Annotated in this window: 19 protein-coding genes; 11 read left to right on the top strand and 8 right to left on the bottom strand. The window is 34.9% G+C overall.

All coding sequences use genetic code 11. From position 1 onward, the window contains the following. Positions 1-121: 121 nt before the first annotated feature. Positions 122-565: a hypothetical protein gene (locus ACVFVN_RS09695; RefSeq protein WP_456235091.1), complete on the bottom strand. Its 444-nt coding sequence runs from the start codon at positions 563-565 to the stop codon at positions 122-124. A 140-nt stretch (positions 566-705) separates the two neighbouring features. Here ACVFVN_RS09695 and ACVFVN_RS09690 point away from each other — a divergent pair, with 140 nt between their 5' ends. The 4 genes from ACVFVN_RS09690 to ACVFVN_RS09675 all read left to right on the top strand — a co-directional run bounded on the left by ACVFVN_RS09690 (position 706) and on the right by ACVFVN_RS09675 (position 5,325). Beyond that, positions 706-2,232 carry a helicase HerA-like domain-containing protein gene (locus tag ACVFVN_RS09690; protein ID WP_456235090.1) on the top strand — a complete coding sequence of 509 codons (1,527 nt, stop codon included), beginning with the start codon at positions 706-708 and terminating at the stop codon, positions 2,230-2,232. A 45-nt stretch (positions 2,233-2,277) separates the two neighbouring features. Continuing rightward, positions 2,278-3,504 carry a 3'-5' exonuclease gene (locus ACVFVN_RS09685; protein ID WP_456235089.1) on the top strand — a complete coding sequence of 409 codons (1,227 nt, stop codon included), beginning with the start codon at positions 2,278-2,280 and terminating at the stop codon, positions 3,502-3,504. A 105-nt stretch (positions 3,505-3,609) separates the two neighbouring features. After that, positions 3,610-4,809, top strand: coding sequence for a diaminopimelate decarboxylase (lysA, locus tag ACVFVN_RS09680; RefSeq protein WP_456235088.1), 1,200 nt, complete (start codon positions 3,610-3,612; stop codon positions 4,807-4,809). A 6-nt stretch (positions 4,810-4,815) separates the two neighbouring features. Next, on the top strand, positions 4,816-5,325 hold the full coding sequence (locus ACVFVN_RS09675; protein ID WP_165135026.1) for a hypothetical protein: 510 nt from the start codon (positions 4,816-4,818) through the stop codon (positions 5,323-5,325). A 25-nt stretch (positions 5,326-5,350) separates the two neighbouring features. Here the strand turns inward: ACVFVN_RS09675 and ACVFVN_RS09670 are convergent, their stop codons facing one another. Then, positions 5,351-6,037 carry a methyltransferase domain-containing protein gene (locus ACVFVN_RS09670; protein WP_456235087.1) on the bottom strand — a complete coding sequence of 229 codons (687 nt, stop codon included), beginning with the start codon at positions 6,035-6,037 and terminating at the stop codon, positions 5,351-5,353. A gap of 105 nt (positions 6,038-6,142) precedes the next feature. Here ACVFVN_RS09670 and ACVFVN_RS09665 point away from each other — a divergent pair, with 105 nt between their 5' ends. The 3 genes from ACVFVN_RS09665 to tsaB are packed head-to-tail and all read left to right on the top strand — an operon-like array spanning position 6,143 to position 8,022. After that, positions 6,143-6,892: an SDR family NAD(P)-dependent oxidoreductase gene (locus tag ACVFVN_RS09665; RefSeq protein WP_456235086.1), complete on the top strand. Its 750-nt coding sequence runs from the start codon at positions 6,143-6,145 to the stop codon at positions 6,890-6,892. Then, positions 6,892-7,326, top strand: a complete 435-nt coding sequence (locus ACVFVN_RS09660; RefSeq protein WP_456235085.1) for a nuclear transport factor 2 family protein — start codon at positions 6,892-6,894, stop codon at positions 7,324-7,326. Before ACVFVN_RS09665 ends, ACVFVN_RS09660 begins: the two co-directional genes overlap by 1 nt. A 9-nt stretch (positions 7,327-7,335) precedes the next feature. Beyond that, positions 7,336-8,022, top strand: a complete 687-nt coding sequence (tsaB, locus tag ACVFVN_RS09655; protein ID WP_165135014.1) for a tRNA (adenosine(37)-N6)-threonylcarbamoyltransferase complex dimerization subunit type 1 TsaB — start codon at positions 7,336-7,338, stop codon at positions 8,020-8,022. 21 nt (positions 8,023-8,043) lie between these two features. Here the strand turns inward: tsaB and ACVFVN_RS09650 are convergent, their stop codons facing one another. After that, positions 8,044-9,261, bottom strand: coding sequence for a PQQ-dependent sugar dehydrogenase (locus ACVFVN_RS09650; RefSeq protein ID WP_456235084.1), 1,218 nt, complete (start codon positions 9,259-9,261; stop codon positions 8,044-8,046). 136 nt (positions 9,262-9,397) lie between these two features. Between ACVFVN_RS09650 and uvrB the strand changes: the two genes are divergently transcribed. Further along, on the top strand, positions 9,398-11,389 hold the full coding sequence (uvrB, locus tag ACVFVN_RS09645) for an excinuclease ABC subunit UvrB (RefSeq protein WP_456235083.1): 1,992 nt from the start codon (positions 9,398-9,400) through the stop codon (positions 11,387-11,389). Here uvrB and ACVFVN_RS09640 read toward each other — a convergent pair. The 4 genes from ACVFVN_RS09640 to ACVFVN_RS09625 form a co-directional block, all read right to left on the bottom strand. Beyond that, positions 11,384-11,638: a DUF3820 family protein gene (locus ACVFVN_RS09640; protein WP_456235082.1), complete on the bottom strand. Its 255-nt coding sequence runs from the start codon at positions 11,636-11,638 to the stop codon at positions 11,384-11,386. The genes uvrB and ACVFVN_RS09640 overlap by 6 nt on opposite strands. Then, the gene (locus ACVFVN_RS09635; protein ID WP_165135002.1) at positions 11,638-12,729 is read right to left on the bottom strand and encodes an AI-2E family transporter; all 1,092 of its coding nucleotides are present in this window, start codon (positions 12,727-12,729) and stop codon (positions 11,638-11,640) included. The genes ACVFVN_RS09640 and ACVFVN_RS09635 overlap by 1 nt, the downstream gene beginning before the upstream one ends. An 11-nt stretch (positions 12,730-12,740) precedes the next feature. Further along, positions 12,741-13,472, bottom strand: a complete 732-nt coding sequence (locus tag ACVFVN_RS09630) for a beta-carotene 15,15'-monooxygenase (RefSeq protein ID WP_165134999.1) — start codon at positions 13,470-13,472, stop codon at positions 12,741-12,743. Between the two features lie 67 nt (positions 13,473-13,539). Beyond that, positions 13,540-14,259 (bottom strand): hypothetical protein, encoded by a 720-nt coding sequence (locus tag ACVFVN_RS09625; RefSeq protein WP_456235081.1) that lies wholly within the window; start codon positions 14,257-14,259, stop codon positions 13,540-13,542. Positions 14,260-14,310: 51 nt separating this feature from the next. Between ACVFVN_RS09625 and ACVFVN_RS09620 the strand changes: the two genes are divergently transcribed. Next, positions 14,311-15,288 carry an aminodeoxychorismate synthase component I gene (locus ACVFVN_RS09620; protein WP_456235080.1) on the top strand — a complete coding sequence of 326 codons (978 nt, stop codon included), beginning with the start codon at positions 14,311-14,313 and terminating at the stop codon, positions 15,286-15,288. Continuing rightward, positions 15,272-15,901 (top strand): aminotransferase class IV, encoded by a 630-nt coding sequence (locus ACVFVN_RS09615; RefSeq protein ID WP_456235079.1) that lies wholly within the window; start codon positions 15,272-15,274, stop codon positions 15,899-15,901. Before ACVFVN_RS09620 ends, ACVFVN_RS09615 begins: the two co-directional genes overlap by 17 nt. Here the strand turns inward: ACVFVN_RS09615 and menD are convergent, their stop codons facing one another. Further along, positions 15,902-17,569, bottom strand: a complete 1,668-nt coding sequence (gene menD, locus ACVFVN_RS09610; protein ID WP_456235078.1) for a 2-succinyl-5-enolpyruvyl-6-hydroxy-3-cyclohexene-1-carboxylic-acid synthase — start codon at positions 17,567-17,569, stop codon at positions 15,902-15,904. Positions 17,570-17,878: 309 nt separating this feature from the next. Here menD and ACVFVN_RS09605 point away from each other — a divergent pair, with 309 nt between their 5' ends. Further along, the gene (locus tag ACVFVN_RS09605) at positions 17,879-18,313 is read left to right on the top strand and encodes a DUF6646 family protein (protein ID WP_456235077.1); all 435 of its coding nucleotides are present in this window, start codon (positions 17,879-17,881) and stop codon (positions 18,311-18,313) included. The last annotated feature ends 38 nt before the right edge of the window (positions 18,314-18,351 follow it).

The raw sequence follows: 18,351 nt of genomic DNA, 5'->3' as shown, positions 1-18,351 counted from the left end.
TTTTTAAATCTAAATTTTTTTGTTTTCTATATCAGCAAAAATCATTCTTTTCATTTCAAAAATGTTAAAAATCAGGAATTGCTGCGATTGGGTTTATCTATTTGTTTTAATATTCATTTTTTTATAAAATCGATAGGATATTATACATCTGGTTTCCAAGACTAATTTGATCGCCCACTTTTTTATCTTCAACATTTTTAAAAGCTGGCGCATCGGTAGAAAAACTCATAAACGTTTTTCCAGAATAGTCAAATTTTGGCAGAGAAAGTCCAATAAACAATAGGGCATCGTTGAGATTTACAAGACTTCCTTTTTCAATTATTTCATGTTTCAAATCACGCTCTATAACCAAAAAACTCATTTCGTCTTGGGCTTTCTTCAAAAGCTGCTCAAAGCGAAGTTGCATATCTTTGGCTTGTACTTGTTGGGACAAATCGTCCGGATCAATCGTACTATCCTCTTCTATATCTGAAGCTAGGGCATATCTATCCACAGATTCTTTTAAATTATCAATCACTTTTTGTTGTTCTTTGATAATAGCATCCATTATTCTGGTTCTGTCCATATTGCTAGGATTTTGTACATTAACAAATTTACTAAAATTAAGTAAGATTCGATTAGACTTATATCAACTAAGCATTTTAAGATATCTTGCATTTTTACTAAGAAATTATTTACCTTTATCCTTTTATTTAAATTAAAAAAATGGTGGAGAAAGCAAAATTTATTGAAGAACTTAATTCCAGATACAGGCCAAAAGGCGAACATATTATTCTCGGAAAAGCGATGTTAGATGGTGAAGTAATCCCTGAGGTGAATGTCACTATCCCACTGAAAACCATCAACAGACATGGTCTAATAGCTGGTGCAACAGGAACAGGAAAAACCAAAACTCTTCAAGTTTTTGCTGAACAACTTTCGCACGCGGGCGTTCCGTCTTTGGTATTGGATATCAAAGGAGATTTTTCTGGAATTGCAGAACCAGGAACGCGCAATGTTATTATTGATGAACGTTACAACAAAACGCAATTACCTTACGAGCCTCAGGCTTTTCCAGTAGAATTGATGAGCATCTCTGGAGAAAAAGGTGTGAAGCTTCGCGCAACCGTTACAGAATTTGGGCCGCTATTATTAAGTAAAATTCTTGGATTAAACGATACACAGACGAGCATTATGTCTATCGTTTTTAAATATTGTGATGATAAAGGTTTGCCATTGATCGACCTTGACGATCTTAAAAAAGTTCTCCAATATGTGACCGATAACAAACAAGGAAAAGCAGAACTTGCTTCCAATTACGGTTCTATTGCATCCGCTTCTTTAGGTGCCATTTTGCGATCAATTGTTGCATTAGAACAACAAGGCGCAACGGCTTTTTTTGGAGAACCGAGTTTTGACGTTCAGGACTTGTTACATACGCGCGACGGAAAAGGCGTTGTTAATATTTTGCGCGTTGCAAACATCCAGAATCAACCGCAATTATTTTCAACATTTATGCTGTCTTTATTTGCTGAAATCTACATGACTTTACCAGAAGAAGGCGATAGTGGGAAACCAAAATTAGTCTTGTTCATCGATGAAGCGCATTTGATTTTCAGTGAAGCCTCCAAAACGCTTTTATCACAAATCGAAACCATGGTGAAATTAATTCGATCAAAAGGTGTCGGAATTTATTTCATTACTCAAATTCCAGGAGATGTTCCGGAAAATGTATTGTCACAATTGGGTTTAAAAATCCAACACGCATTGCGTGGTTTCACGGCTAAAGACAAAAAAGAAATTTCTAAAGCCGTAGAAAATTATCCTACGACTGAATATTATAATGCCGCGAATCTTATTCAGAATCTAGGAATTGGGGAAGCTTTTATAACAGCTTTGGACGAAAAAGGTATTCCTACACCTTTGGTACAAACTTATTTGGTTTCTCCAGAATCGAGAATGGATGTTCTAAATGATGCTGAAGTTACAGAACTTACCAACAAATCAGCTTTGGTGGCGAAATACGAACAAACGATAAACAAAGAGTCGGCCTTCGAAATTCTTAATCAAAGGATGAATCAAGCTGTAGAAGCGGCGTCACAAGCTCAAAAAACCAAACCCATCAAAGAAGAACCAGGCATGTTCGAAACTGTTATGAAATCCAGTGCTGGTCGTACTTTTACCAATACCATCATGCGCGAAGGTGCCAGAGCTATTCTGGGAATGTTGGGACTTGGTGGACGTAGAAGATAATAAAATTTGATCCGTTTGAAAAAGCGAAGAACATTAATAATGTAGATGTATTCCATAGTAGACATAGAAAGCAATGGCGGACCGTACCGCAAAGAAAATATAATAGAAATCGCAATATACCGTTACGATGGCCACGAAGTTGTCGATCAATTCATCTCTTTGGTAAATCCAGAATCTGACATCACCTCTTTTGTACAAAAACTGACTGGCATTTCTCCAAATATGGTGAAAACTGCTCCTAAATTCCATGAAATCGCTAAACGAATCATCGAAATTACCCAAAATTCAACTTTGGTGGGACATAATATAGAGTTCGATTATCGGATGTTGCACCAATCTTTTAAAAGACTTGGATACAATTTCAAAATCAATACTTTAGACACAATTCCTTTAGCCAAAAAACTAATTCCTGAAGAAAAAAGCTACTCATTAAGTAAACTTTGCAAGTCGATTGGCATTCCTCTTTCGGAAGCCCATCGTGCAAGTGGTGATGCGAGAGCGACTTTGGACCTACTTAAATTACTGATTACCAAAGACAAAGACCACGAAATAATCCAGTCGCAATTCGAAGAAAGCAAAGCCATCAATTATGTCAACAAAATCAAGGAGTTAACCGAAGATCTTCCGGCTGACAAAGGCATTATTTATTTCCAAAATAAAGACGGCAAAATCATTTTCCATGATTTGGTAGATAATATTTACAAAGCTGCCAAAAAAGTCTTTAATTCCAATGCAAAAAAATACAAAGCCATACAGCAAAACGTTGAGCAAATTAATTACGAACTAACTGGTAACGAAGTTATTGCACAGCTTATCATGAAAACCAAAAACTTAAGCAAAGTTCAGAAATTAAGTTTTGGTTTATTTTATCAAAATGGAAAATATAATGTTGAGAAATTCACCAAAGAATCTGAACCTCAACCTATTTTAAAATTCAAAAGCTATACACAAGGCCTTAAAGCATTAAGTTTTCTTAAACATCAGGAAGATCTTCAGGATTTAGTTAATTTAACACAGAAAATTAATCTTAAAACGCGTCACGAAATCTGGACTTCCAGCGGCAGACAATTGGGCGAAAAGGTTTTCATTGTTTTTGAAAAGGGAAAACTAAAAGGTTTCGGTTTTTATGAACTCTATCATCAGATTAAAACATTGGACAAAATCAAAAAACTGATGATTCCCGTTTCTTCTGTTTCGCCTTATCTTAAAAACGAGTTACAATTATCCCTTTTGCGTGGCGATTTTGAAATCCAAGTTTTGCCAGAAAAATAATTTCAGATTTAGATTATAGAATTTCAGAGCTTTTCGGTGTTTTTATCCAAAAAAATACCGAAATTCGCGTGTTTATTTATTTCAACTACAATATAGTTTAATCCAATGACCAATCAAGATTTATTAAAAATTGCTGATGAGTTTGGTACACCAGTATATGTGTACGATGTAGAATCGATAAAAATGCAGTACGAAAAGTTGACTGGTTCTTTCTCGAAGAACACGCGATTTTTCTACGCTGCAAAGGCTTTAACCAACATTAATATCTTGAAATACGTTGAGAAACTTGGCGCCAATCTCGACTGTGTTTCTATCAACGAGGTCAAACTGGGATTAAAAGCTGGATTTTCGTCAGACCGAATTCTCTTCACACCCAATTGTGTGGATATCACAGAAATTGAAGAAGCCATGGGCCTTAACGTGCATATCAATATCGACAACATCTCGATGCTAGAGCAGTTCGGGAACAAGCACGGCGACAGCTACCCTATTTTTGTAAGAATTAATCCGCATATTTTTGCAGGCGGAAATTATAAAATTTCTACAGGACATATCGATAGCAAATTTGGTATTTCAATCCACCAAATGCGTCATATCGAGCGTATCGTGAAATCTACAAAAATCAATGTAGAAGGACTACACATGCATACAGGAAGCGAGATTAAAGATCCTGATGTTTTCCTACAAGGCCTTGAAATTATGTTTGAACTGGCAGAACATTTCCCAAATCTAAAATACTTGGACATGGGAAGCGGTTTCAAAGTACCTTTCCAAGATAGCGATCTAGAAACCGATGTGAAGTCTTTAGGAAAAAAGGTTGACAAAGCTATGAAAGACTACACCAAAGATTCTGGCAAAGATTTCCAACTTTGGTTTGAGCCTGGGAAATATTTGGTAAGTCTTAGCGGCCATTTTTTAGTAAAATCAAATGTTATTAAACAAACGACCGCTACGGTATTTGTTGGGGTTAATTCTGGCTTCAATCATTTGATTCGTCCAATGTTCTACGATGCTTATCATAAGATTGAAAATTTATCGAATCCAAAAGGTCCAGAAAGAATCTACACAGTTGTTGGAAATATTTGCGAAACGGACACGTTTGCATGGGATAGAAAACTTCACGAAGTTCGAGAAGGCGATGTTTTGGTATTTAGAAATGCGGGCGCTTATGGTTTTGAAATGAGCTCTAACTTCAACTCCAGATTAAAACCTGCCGAAGTCATGTTTATCGATGGTAAAGCGACTTTAATCAGAAAACGTGAAGATTTTGAAGATTTATTAAAAAATCAAATTGAAGTTTTGTAAATTAGTATGATGAAACGATTAGCTTTAATTTTTAGTTTTATTTCTGCCTTTTCTTTTGCACAAACCGATGTTGAAGAACAAGGACAAGAGAGTTTTGTGTCGATAGATTCTTCAAAAAATTTGATGACGTACGACCTTCGCGGGATCTATCAATTGGCAGAGAAAAAATGTAGCAACACAGAAGGACATCAGTTCAACAGCGCTAAGATTAATTTGGGAGAAGAAAATTTCAAGCAAGACTTAAAAAAACGAATTAACCAATATCTTAATAATGATGCTTACGCCGCGAATGGACCTTTTTACATCGATTTTTTGATTGATAAAGATGGTAAAACGACTGACATAAAAGTTGGGCCAGCTATTGAAAATTCAAAGTATTTTTATGATGATCTAAAGTCCGCTGCTAAAAAAGTGAAAACCAATTGGACGCCCGCAAATTGCGATGGGCAAGCAATTCCTTCAACTGTTAGAGTTAAACTTCTTTTTGATTCTTTAGTTATTGACAATTCACAATAAAGAAAAACCTCGGATAATCCGAGGTTTATTTTTTTAGTTCTACTAGATAATGGTAATGATTGTCTTCAAAAAGATGTGTCATTTTCCAACCCAGTTTTTCACAAATATCTTGTAGTTTTTCTTCATCGATGTATAGCCATTGGAAGGTTTCCGTTTTAATGTCTTTATAAGAATAAGAACATTTTATTTCTCCGTAATAGCGCTCTGGCAGCAGATCGTCTTCGTACATATAAATAACATCGGAAGAATCAAAAATCAATTTTCCATTATCAGCCAACAAATTTTCTGCTTTTTTAAGAAAAATTTCCAACTGATCTAGTGTTCCACAAAGTCCAATTCCGTTCATTAATAATAGAATTGTATCAAATTTTTCAACAGTTTCAAACTCAAAAAAATCCTCACAAATAACATTATTTACTCCACGATGTTTCATAACATCACAAGCCGCTGGAGAAATTTCCAAAGCAGAAACCTCATGGCCACGCACTTGCAAAGCCAAAGCATGGGCACCGGCGCCGGCGCCAATATCCAAAACCTTTCCTTGACATTGGTCAAGCGCCAAAACTTCCAATTCGGGCATTTCTATTTCGTTACGGAAATAAGCAGAAATCGGCATTTCCACTTTCGGTCCAAATTCATCATGTACAAAAAGCTTAGACTTTGTTCGTCCTTCATAAAATTCTTTAATTGCTAAACCTGGTAAATCTGTCATTATTTTGAATTGAAGCGTAAAATTAATCATTAAGTCCAAAATATAATTCTAAAAGTCTATTTAAAATTTAGAAATGAAATAAATTTGTGTCGCAATTACATTCTTATGAAAACAATATTCATCACCGGAGCAACTTCTGGAATCGGAAAAGCAACAGCTATTGTGCTAGCAAAACAAAAACAAAGATTAATTCTTTGTGGAAGAAACGTCACAATTCTTGAAGATTTAAAAAATAAATTATCCGAAGAAACCGAAATTATTACATTGAACTTTGATGTAAGAAACTCGGAGGCGGTTTTTAAAGCAATTGACTCTTTACCAGAATCTTGGAAAAACATTGACGTCCTTATCAACAATGCAGGAAATGCTCATGGTTTGGATTCTATTTCTAATGGAAACATCGAGGATTGGGACGCTATGATGGATGGCAATGTTAAAGGCCTACTCTATGTTTCGCAACCGATTATTAAGTTGATGAAAGAAAAACAAAATGGACAAATCATCAATATAAGTTCTGTTGCTGCTAGACAAACTTACGCCAATGGTGTTGTCTATTGCGCTTCCAAAAAAGCGGTGGATGTCATCTCTGAAGGTATGAGAATTGAGTTAACAGAATTCGGAATTCGCGTTACCAACATTCAGCCTGGCGCTGTAGAAACGGACTTTTCCAAAGTGAGATTTAAAGGTGATGAAAAACGTGCCGCAACAGTCTATACTGGTTACGAGCCACTTACAGCAGAAGATATTGCAGATGCCATTGCCTATTGCATTAATGTGCCCGAAAGAGTTTCTATCGCAGAGATGACCATTTATCCAAAAGCCCAAGCAGAGCCAAGAACCATCTATAAAAAATAATGAAGTCGTTTTTAAAGCTTTTATTTCTATTATACTTTACCATTGGTTTTTCGCAAGACTATTCCAGAAAAGAAACAGAAATTTTGATGCAAGTTTCAAAACTGGATTCTTTAATGGAACATAATGACAATAAGATTTTAAACTTGTTGGCTGATGATGTTTCATTCGGACATTCCAATGCTTGGATTCAGAATTATGAGGATTTTCGCAAGGATTTTGAGTCGGGAAAAGTAAAATATCAATCTGTCAAACAAACCGAACTGAAAGAATTAAAATTCAGAAAAAAATTAGCCAACATCAGAAGAATTATTTCTGTAAAAGGTCTTTACAACAATCAGCTTTTTAGCATGCAACTTTCTGTCTTAGAAATTTGGATTCATAAAAAAGGCGTTTGGAAATTGTGGACCAGACAAAGTGTTGGTTTGAAATCGTAAATTTGTAACATGAAAATCTTACACATCGAAACCTCATCAAAAAACTGCTCGGTTGCCATCTCCGACAATGCCGAATTGCTATGTCTTTGCGAAGAAGTTTCAGAAAATTATAAACAATCTGAAAGCCTGCATACATTTGTAGAATGGGCATTGGAAGGAGCAGAAATAGAACTAAAAGATCTTGACGCGATTTCTCTTGGAAAAGGTCCCGGATCTTACACAGGACTAAGAATTGGCTCGGCTTCTGCCAAAGGTTTTTGTTTTGGATTAAAGCTGCCACTTATTTCAATTAATTCTTTAGATAGTATGATTGAAAAATTTGTGAATCAAGGATTTGACAAAATTATTCCATTAATTGACGCCAGAAGAATGGAAGTATATACCGCAACCTATGATGGTACAACAGGAAACATCATTTCTGAAACTGAAGCTAAAATTCTTGACGAACATTCTTTCCAAGATTTAAAATCAGAAAAAGTTTTGTTTGTTGGCGATGGCGCAACGAAAGCACAAGAAGTTCTACAACTTCCTAATGCAGAATACAAGGCGGATATTTTTCCTTCTGCTCAATATTTAATTAACAAAGCAAAAGCAAAATACGAGGCAAAAGATTTTGAAGATGTTGCCTATTTTGAACCATTTTATCTTAAAGATTTTCATGGTGTCAAGAGAGCTGATCGCATAAAAAAATCCTAAGTTTCCACTTAGGATTTTATTTTATTTTTTAGAAATTTTCATCAATTTTCCGCTATCGGTTATTGTATAAAGATTGCCATCTTTTCCATCCAAAATATCTCGAAAGCGTTCGCCTTTGTCATCCAAAAGCCGTTCTTCACCAACAACTTTATTGTCTTTGATGACGATTCTGTCAATATGTTCGCCACTAAGGCAAGCTAAAAACAAGTTATTTTTCCATTCATCAATTGTACCTGTATAAAAGGTTATGCCACTTGGAGAAATCACGGGATCCCAATAATAAACGGGCTGCTCCATACCTTCTTTCTGGGTGATGTGTTTTCCGATGTTGTTGCCGCTATATTCAATACCATAAGTGATGTCAGGCCAGCCGTAGTTTTTCCCTGGTTTTATTAAATTAATTTCGTCTCCACCGCGAGGTCCGAACTCCGAGTTCCAGAGTTCTCCAGTCGAAGAATCTATCGCCAAACCTTGTACGTTGCGATGTCCGTAGGAATATATTTCGGGCTTTACATCGGTTTTTCCAATAAAAGGATTATCGACAACAGCTTTTCCTTCTTTTGTAATTCGGACAATTTTCCCAAGATAGGTTGTAAGATCTTGCGCCAAAGGTCGCGTCACTTTATCAGACCGTTCGCCAGTGCTGACAAAAAGATGTCCCGAAGTATCAAACACGATTCTACTTCCGTAATGCAATTTACCATTATAAGATGGTGTTGCACGGAATATCACTTGTGGGTTTTCTATTTGGGTTTCGTCCAAAGACAGCCTTCCTTTCGCAACGGATGTTAGATTTCCATTTTCAAAAGGTTCTGAAAATGTCCAAAATAACATTCTATTATTTGCAAAATCTGGATCAACTGCAACATCTAGCAAACCGCCTTGTCCAGAAGCATCGACTTTTGGAAGTCCCATTATTTTTTTAACATATTGTCCATCTGCTGAAACCAAATGTAGAAAACCACTTTTTTCTGTGATTAAAAATCGACCATCATCCAACTGCGTAATTCCCCAAGGACGACCAAGTTTTTCATTAAGCGTTTCTACTTTGTAAGCGGTATTCGTCTTAACAGCAGCAATTCTTGTTTGTCCAGAAAATGCAGGTTTAAGATCTGTAGAATTGGGTTTTTCAGTTTCTACAGAATTATTTTGGTAGGTATTTTTATTCTGAGATTTTGACTCGCACGAGAATAATATTGCCAAAATACTAAAGATTGAAATTTTAATATTGGTTTTCATCTTTTACACTTTTTATTAAGTTTAAAATTAATGTTTTTAAACCAAATAAATAAACATTTGATAATCAATGAATTTATTAAAACACACAATTAAAAAGCATCGATAAAAAATATAAAATCTTTCGTAATTTTGAGGTATGAATTTTAAACTTCAATCAGATTATCAGCCAACCGGCGATCAACCAAAAGCTATCGAAAAACTTGTAAAAGGCATAGAGCAAGACGAGAAGTACCAAACACTTTTGGGCGTTACAGGTTCTGGAAAGACTTTTACAATTGCTAATGTGGTTAACCAAATCCAAAGACCTACCATTGTCTTGGCACATAACAAAACATTGGCAGCACAACTTTTTATGGAGTTTAAAGAATTTTTTCCTGATAATGCTGTAGAATATTTTGTGAGTTATTACGACTACTATCAACCCGAAGCATACATCGCTACAACAGGAACTTACATTGAAAAAGACCTCAGCATCAACGAAGAGGTTGAGAAATTGCGACTTTCGGCAACAGCATCCTTACTTTCTGGACGTCGCGACGTCTTGATTGTGGCTTCTGTATCGTGTATTTATGGTATTGGAAATCCATCAGAATTTCATAAATCTTTGATAACCATTGAAAAACATGAAAAATTATCAAGAACAAAATTGCTCCACTCGTTAGTTAGCGCATTATATTCCAGAGCATTGAATGATTTCCAACGCGGAACTTTCCGTGTTAAGGGTGATGTGGTTGATATTTTCCCCGCTTATGCCGATAATGCCGTCCGAATTCAATTTTTTGGAGATGAAATCGAGAAAATACAGAGTTTTGACCCTGTTAGCGGAAATGTACTTTCTAATTTTGACCAAATTAATATTTATCCTGCCAATCTTTTTGTAACCTCTCCAGAAACTATGCAAGGCGCAATTCGCGAGATTCAGGATGATATGGTTAAGCAAGTTGATTTTTTTAATCGGATAGAAAAACCACTTGAAGCCAAAAGAATTCAAGAACGGACAGAACTGGATTTAGAAATGATAAAAGAACTCGGCTATTGTTCGGGCATCGAAAATTATTCGCGTTATATGGATGGCCGTTTGCCAGGATCTCGACCTTTCTGCCTTTTGGATTATTTCCCTAAAGATTATTTGATGGTCATTGACGAAAGCCACGTTACTATTCCGCAAGTCCATGCGATGTATGGCGGCGATAGAAGTCGTAAAGAGTCTTTGGTAGAATACGGCTTCCGACTTCCCGCTGCAATGGACAATCGTCCATTAAAATTTCCAGAGTTTGAACAAATGCAAAATCAGGTTATCTATGTTTCGGCAACACCGGCAGATTATGAATTAGAAAAAACTGGTGGCGAATATATCGAGCAAATTATTCGTCCTACAGGACTTTTGGATCCGATTATTGAAGTGCGACCAAGCTTGAACCAAATTGATGATTTAATCGAAGAAATTCAAAAACGTGCTGAAATAGATGAACGAACTTTGGTAACAACTCTAACCAAAAAAATGGCGGAAGAGCTCACCAAATATTTCATAAAATTCGGAATTAGAACACGTTACATCCACTCTGATGTAGAAACACTTGAACGTATCCAAATTATGCAGGATCTTCGTCTTGGTTTATTTGATGTATTAATCGGTGTTAACCTTTTGAGAGAAGGTTTGGATTTACCAGAAGTGTCGTTGGTTGCGATTTTGGATGCCGATAAAGAAGGTATGTTGAGAAGTCGCCGATCGATGATACAAACTGTTGGCCGTGCTGCAAGAAATGTGAATGGTAAAGCGATTATGTATGCTGATAAAATGACCAAATCCATGCAGGCAACGATTGATGAAACCTATTATCGTCGTGAAAAGCAAATGCAATACAATGAAATAAATGGTATCGTACCAACTGCTCTTAACAAAAAAATAAGTGAGAATCTTGTGGGTAGAAGCAAGGATTTCCCTGATGAAAAATACACTCAGAAATCTATTCTCCAAGAAGTTGCTGAAGTTAAAGCCCATTACGCTTCTGGAGATATCCAGAAATTGATTGACCAAAAACAAAAAGAAATGGAAGATGCTGCGAAAAAATTAGACTTTATAGCTGCAGCAAGACTTCGTGACGAAATTGCCGCGTTGAAATCATAGCCTATATATTTTGGGTTTCGTTGGTGCTTCTGGCTTTTTATTCTCTCGAATAACAGAGAAAATATGATCGAGGCCATTTAGTTTAATTTCATAAACTGTAGCAAGCTGCGAGCCTAATTTGTTTTTGGGAAAACCTTTGCGGTTAAACCATTCCAAATACGAAATAGGAAGATCAATTATCCATTGATCCTTATGCTTTCCATAAGGCATTTTGGTATTGCAAAGTTCTTGAAGAATTTCTGGCGTCATTATATAATCAAATCTATTTTATCGTCAAGTTCGTCTTTATCGGGCATCAAAATATCTTTTGGAGTATCATCATCACCTGAGAATTCGTCGCGATAAACCTGAATTAGCAAAGCGGTAACGGACACAAGAATTGGTCCAAAAATAAGACCAAGGAACCCAAAGATATTCATCCCCGCAATAATCCCAAAAACGGTATTCAAAGGATGGATGTTTTCTAATTTTTTTAATAATGTAAAACGCAACAAGTTGTCTGTAAGTCCAACAATTACCAAACAATATACTGCAAGTCCTAATCCGGCTCCAGTTTGTCCTTCTGCAATCATAAAAATACTTACCGGTACATAGATGATTGCCGCTCCAACTATTGGAATCATACTTGTCACAAAGGTTAAAGCAAACAAAAGAATTGGACTTGGCGCACCAAAAATAAAATAACCAATAATAGCAACCACAGCCTGTCCCAATGCTACTACAGGAATTCCGACGGCATTAGCAATGACCATTTTTCGGATTTTTTCACCAAGCAGATTAATATTGGATTTTTTAAAAGGTGCTGCATTGGTTAGCAATTTTTCAAACTTCCGCGGTGCAATCAACATAAAATACAAAATAAAATACATTGAAAAAATCACCGTAAACGTATTGAAGGTTGTACTTAGCGCTGAAGTAGAAAATCGTCCAGCTGCGGATTTTAGCTTATCAAGATTCTCTTTGCTAAGAATATCAACTTGGAGTTGAGAAAAGATATAATCGTGAACTTTATCAATAAAAGCATTGAATTTTACCATATAAGCTTGTGCATTTCCCAACTTTTCGATGAGCAAATCCACAATCCAATAGACTGGTAAAATAAGAATGACTAAAGTTGCCACAATAATAACGCTTGCGGCTAAAGCTGGTTTCCAGCCTCTATCTTCTAAAAGATAAAGAAGGTATCTTCTGGAAATAATGTATAATGTTAAAGCGCCTAACAACGATGGGATAAACATCGCAAGATTATAACAAATGAGCCCTGTAAGAATTACTATCAGAAGTATAAGAGCAATTTGTTTGATAATGTTATCGTTGATTTGTTTTTCGGGATTAGGCACTTTAATATATTTTAAGAATTATAAACAATCTTTTTTGGAAGATCAGTAAATGCTATATACATCGAATAAGCAGCAGTTAAATAAAATGGCGCAGTTGCAATAATACCAATACCACAAAGGATTATTCCTGCAATACTGATAATTGCAGACAAAAATGCAACGCCTAAAAATGTGCCGTAATTTTCTTTAGCAATATTAAAAGATTTGCTCAAAGCTTCTGTAGCTGAGGCATTTTCAAAAATTAAAATCGGATAACCAATGAAAAACAATGGCAATATTAACAATCCCGGAAGAATGCATAAAGCAAAACCTATAGTTGTTATAATTCCTGTAATTACACTATAAAGTAGGATATTTACCAAATTGTTTTTGTAGCCATAAAACAAATCTCCAAAAGAAACAGCCTCCTTCACATTCACTTTGTGAGAAATATAGATAAGACTTAAAAATAATGGGGAAATTAAAAGTCCAAACAAAGACGAAAACGCATAATAAGTTGTAAGCCCTGGAATTGCAAAATAATTAATATTTCCGCCAGGATTAGCCATAATCTCCTCATACATCGATTGAGAGTTAAAACCAGAAAGCCCTTGTACCAAAAATGATGCAATCATATACAATATCATCGCTACAATCGCGTACAAAACCACACCTTTATAGGTTTCAAAAGCGTGGGAAATAATATCACCTGTATTCCTAGCAGGAACTTTTCCTTGTGAATCAAAATCGTTGAATGTCTCCATAATTTATTTTTTTGTTGATTCCAAATTACAATTTTTTTAGCTTCAAAATGTTAATTAATTAAAAACTTTAAGCTTTTGCTACAAAAACATGTCGAAAACAAGCATAAATGATCGCATTCCAAAAAGGAAAAGTCAACAAAAAGCCAAATCCAAACATTAGTAACCCAGAATAAGAAAATGCAATTGCCACCAATGTGCAAACAAATATCAAAATAAAATTACTCTTCAAAGCTGCAAAACCAAGGCTAATCGCTTTGAAACTACTTTGGTTAAGAAAAAACATAATCGGACTAACAAAGAAACTCACCAAAACCCAAACTAAAAGTAATGGCGCGAAAATCGAACTCAAATAATAAACAGAGCCCCAGAAAATACCGTAAGTAAAATATTTAAAAAAATTAATGCCTTGATATCCCACCAAAAGATCGCTTAATAAAGGGTCTTTGCCGCTTTCCTTCACCGAGAAAATATTCAGCATTCCAATATTAAGAGGAAAAACAATAGCTTTGATAACAATAAGAGCAAACATGAAATTGGAATATTCTTCCGTAACCGCCAACTCTTTCATCTTCGTCATAAAAACATCAGGATTGCTTTGTAACAAAGGCGCGAAAGCTTCTACTTTTTCGTTAATTCCAAAATAATTAAAGGCAAATGACGCCAATGCAAAAAGAATTGCAAAATAAAAAAGACTGAACGAGATCTGAAATTTCAGCGTACTACTCCACAAGTTAAAAGCGCGCGAAAGTACAAGATTAATATCAGAAGTATTGGGAGTTTTCTCCATATTGATTTATATTTGAACTGCAAAAATAAAGCTTCAAAGCCTAATAAAAGAATGTTACAAGAAATTGATTTTGATTCCGAGATGATTGATGCGCTTTCTCTTGCGAAAAAGCCTTTCGCTTTCTTCATCGATTTTTTGAAACAGAAAATGATTCTATTGCAAAATAATGAATTAAAAAAATCTAATATTCTAATTGATTTCCCAAACTTTCAATCTTCTGAAAACATTTCATTTAACGATAATCAATTTAAGTTAAACTTTAATTCTGAATCTTTAGAATCCTACAAAATTGGATTTGATATTGTACAACATAATCTTCGGAAAGGCAATTCTTATTTGGTGAATTATACCCGAAAAACACCCATTGAAATTAATTTTTCTTTAGAAGAAATTTTTGCATATTCTAAAGCAAAATACAAGGCTTGTCTTCCCAATCGTTTTGTATTTTTCTCGCCAGAAACCTTTATTGAGATTAAAAACAACAAAATCTCGACACATCCGATGAAAGGCACAATCGATGCTAACATAGCCAACGCAAAAAAGCTTCTCAAGCAAAACATCAAAGAAAAAGCAGAACATTACACTGTTGTCGATTTGTTGAGAAACGACCTCAGCATGGTTGCAAATGATGTTAAAGTGGACAAATTTCAACGCATTGATTATATCCAAACGCAACAAAAAAATCTTTTTGCGATGAGTTCTGAAATTTCGGGGATGCTGAAACCCGAATTTCATAATAAAATTGGAAGCATTCTTAATCTTTTGTTGCCAGCAGGATCGATTTTGGGGGCACCAAAAAAGAAAACTTTAGACATTATTTTGGAAGCAGAGCAATATGACCGCGGCTATTATTCTGGCGTTTCGGGATATTTTGATGGTGAAAATTTGGACTCTTGCGTTATGATTCGTTTTATTGAAAAGACGGGTGAAAATTATGTTTTTAAAAGTGGCGGCGGCATCACACATCAAAGCCAATTGCTCGACGAATACGAAGAAATGAAAAATAAAATTTATGCTCCAATTTATTGAAAGTATTAAAATTGAAAACCAAAAAATCCATTTGGTAGAACTTCATCAACAACGTGTTTTTGAAACATTTAAGCATTTTGAAAGAGAATGTCATCTTAATCTTTTAGAAATTTTTAAGACTTTGGAACACGATGAAGATGGTCTTTATAAACTAAGAATTATTTACGATTTGGACCACAATTTTGAAACCCAAATGATTCCTTATGCGATTTCAGAAGTTAAAGATTTTGAGTTGGTTAATAATAATCAATTAAAGTATCAGTTCAAATATTTAGACAGAAATAAATTTAATAATCTCAAACAAAATTCTACCGCTGACGAAATTATAATCATCCAAAATGGGAACATTACAGATACGAGTTTTAGTAATATAATTTTCCTAAAAAATAAAATATGGTATACGCCAGAAACTTGTCTGTTGCAAGGCGTACAACGTCAACATCTTTTGCAAACCAATCAAATTAAAACAATGCTAATCACACTTGACAACATCTCGGAATTCAGTCATTTTAAAATTATTAACGCCATGAATAATTTTGAAGAAAGTTTCATTTATCCCATTTCAAAAATTAAAAACCTCCCGACTAAAATTACCGATATCGATGATTTATAATCAAGCTTTTAGATTTTCAAAATAGGCTTTTAGCTTGTCTTCATTATGTTCGTCCTTAGTCATAACTTCCAAAATTTTTGGTTTTGGTCCAGATTTGAAGAAAGCCTCCATCACACGATCTAGACTCATCTCATCTTCAGCTTTTATATAATCGAAACCAAAATTCTTAGCCAACAACTCTGCCGTGCGATGATGTTGTGTAGCGATCAATTCATCAACCGCATTGGTATCACTAGGTCCAGGAATGATTCGGAAAATATTACCTTCTCCATTATTGAAAATCACAATTCTTGTGTATGGCGGGATGTAGGGATTCCAAAGTCCATTTATATCATAAAAAAAACTGATATCGCCCGTTATCAAAAGTGTTGGTTCGTCGTTCATAATGGCAAATCCCATTGCTGTAGATGTACAACCATCGATACCGCTGGTTCCTCTATTACAATAGGTTTTGTATTTATTAAAATCAAAAAGTTGAGCATAACGAATCGCCGAACTATTAGAAATATGAATGTTATATTCTGCGGGAATTGTTTGAGAAAGTATATTAAACAGGTAAAAATCCGAATAGCCTATTTTTGGCAAACTTTCTTGATGGCGCACATCTATTTTATCTCGCAAAACATCCCATAGATTAAAATAAGACGAAGGCTCTAGGCTAATATTATTCAAAAGTTTACCAAAAAAAACTTCTGGTTTAGTTTCTATTTTTCTATCTAAAGCAAAATAAGTGTCTGGTTGCCAATATTCGTCAATATGCCAATGGTGCTTTGGTTTTGCCTCGCGCAAGAAATTTTTCACTTTTTTGGAAACCACATTTTGTCCAACTGTGATTAACAGATCTGGCGCATAAGTTTTGAAATCTTCTTCTTTAAAATTAAAAATATAACGATCGATATGCGAAAAGAATTTTTCGTTCTCCAAGTTAGATGTTACTTCTGTAAGAATTACCGCGCTGTGATTCTTCACTAGTTGTGACAACTGCATTTGCAATTCTGGATTGGGATCTTGCATACCTACCAAAATCAAAATTCTTTTGGAAGTATTCCACTCGGCTGCCAAATTCGGTGAAAAGTCAAAATTCTTTGGCTGAATGCTTGACTCTATACTTGGCAAAACAGGAAGTTCGTTCACCAAATTATAAAGAGGCTCGCTCAAAGGAATGTTAATATGAACTGGTCCATTTTGTTCGATACACAGTTCTACCGCTTTTTTTACAGTATCTAAATTGTAATCATAAGAGTTTTCTTCTGTATCATCCATCAATTGAAAGTCACCATACGAATGTTGCTGGTAAAGATTATTTTGGCGAATGGTTTGTCCATCAAAAATATCAACATAATCCCTTGGGCGATCTGCTGTCAAAATTAAAAGCGGAACATTTTGATAAAAAGCTTCAACAATAGCTGGATAATAGTTGGTTGCTGCAGAACCACTTGTACAGGTTATAGCTACAGGTTTTTTCAAAGCTTTTGCCATGCCCATTCCTACAAATGCAGCAGAACGCTCATCCACAATACTATAACAATGCATAGCATCCATCTCCGAAAAATGAATTGCCAATGGTGCATTACGAGATCCTGGCGAGACTACAACTTTATCGATTCCGTATTGTTGTAAAACATGCGCTAAAATCTGTACACTTCGTATTGAGGAATATTGTTTCATACTTGTAACTTAATTATAAGTGCAAAACTAAGCAAAATCCATGGCATTTCTGGAACGAAAACTCATTTTAAAACGATGATTTTGGAGTAATTACTATTTGATTTTTTTAAAAGAATTTACTTTTTAATTTCAAAATCATATTAGTTTTAAAATATTATTTTATACTAAAAAACAACAGAACATCATTCACCAAAACCTATTAATTATGAAGCTTTTAACACAATATTATATTATTTTTTGTTAAAAAAACTATGCTATTCATAAAATCTTGGTCTTATTTTTGATGAGCATTTTAACAGAAGAAAACTTATGAAGAAATTGATGATAGCAGTTATGGGCTGCTTTATGATGACAACAGCCACTGCACAAGCTTGGAATGGTAAAGGCGATCAAAAAGTTCAGGCTGGTTTTAATTTTTACGGAAACGAAGGCCTTGGTCTTAAAGGCAGTTACGATTATGGTGTAACAGATGCTATTTCTGCTGGTGCAGGATTAGGACTTTACTTCGGAAAAGACGATCACGGATCGGACTTTTCTATTCATGGCCGTTTTAATTACCATTTGCAAGATTTATTAAGTCTTGATGATAATTTTGATATTTATCCTGGTGTAACGCTAGGTGTGTTAGGAGACACTTTTGATCTTGGTGCGCATGTTGGTGTACGCTATTTCTTTACGGATAAAATCGGTGGATTTGTGGAGCTTGGAAATCGTGGCGGATTAGGAGTCGTTATTAATTTATAAGAATAAAATACAAAATAGACACAAACAATTAAAATTTA

This window comes from Soonwooa purpurea, assembly GCF_053891095.1.
This window is presented reverse-complemented; position numbering and strand designations above follow the sequence as displayed.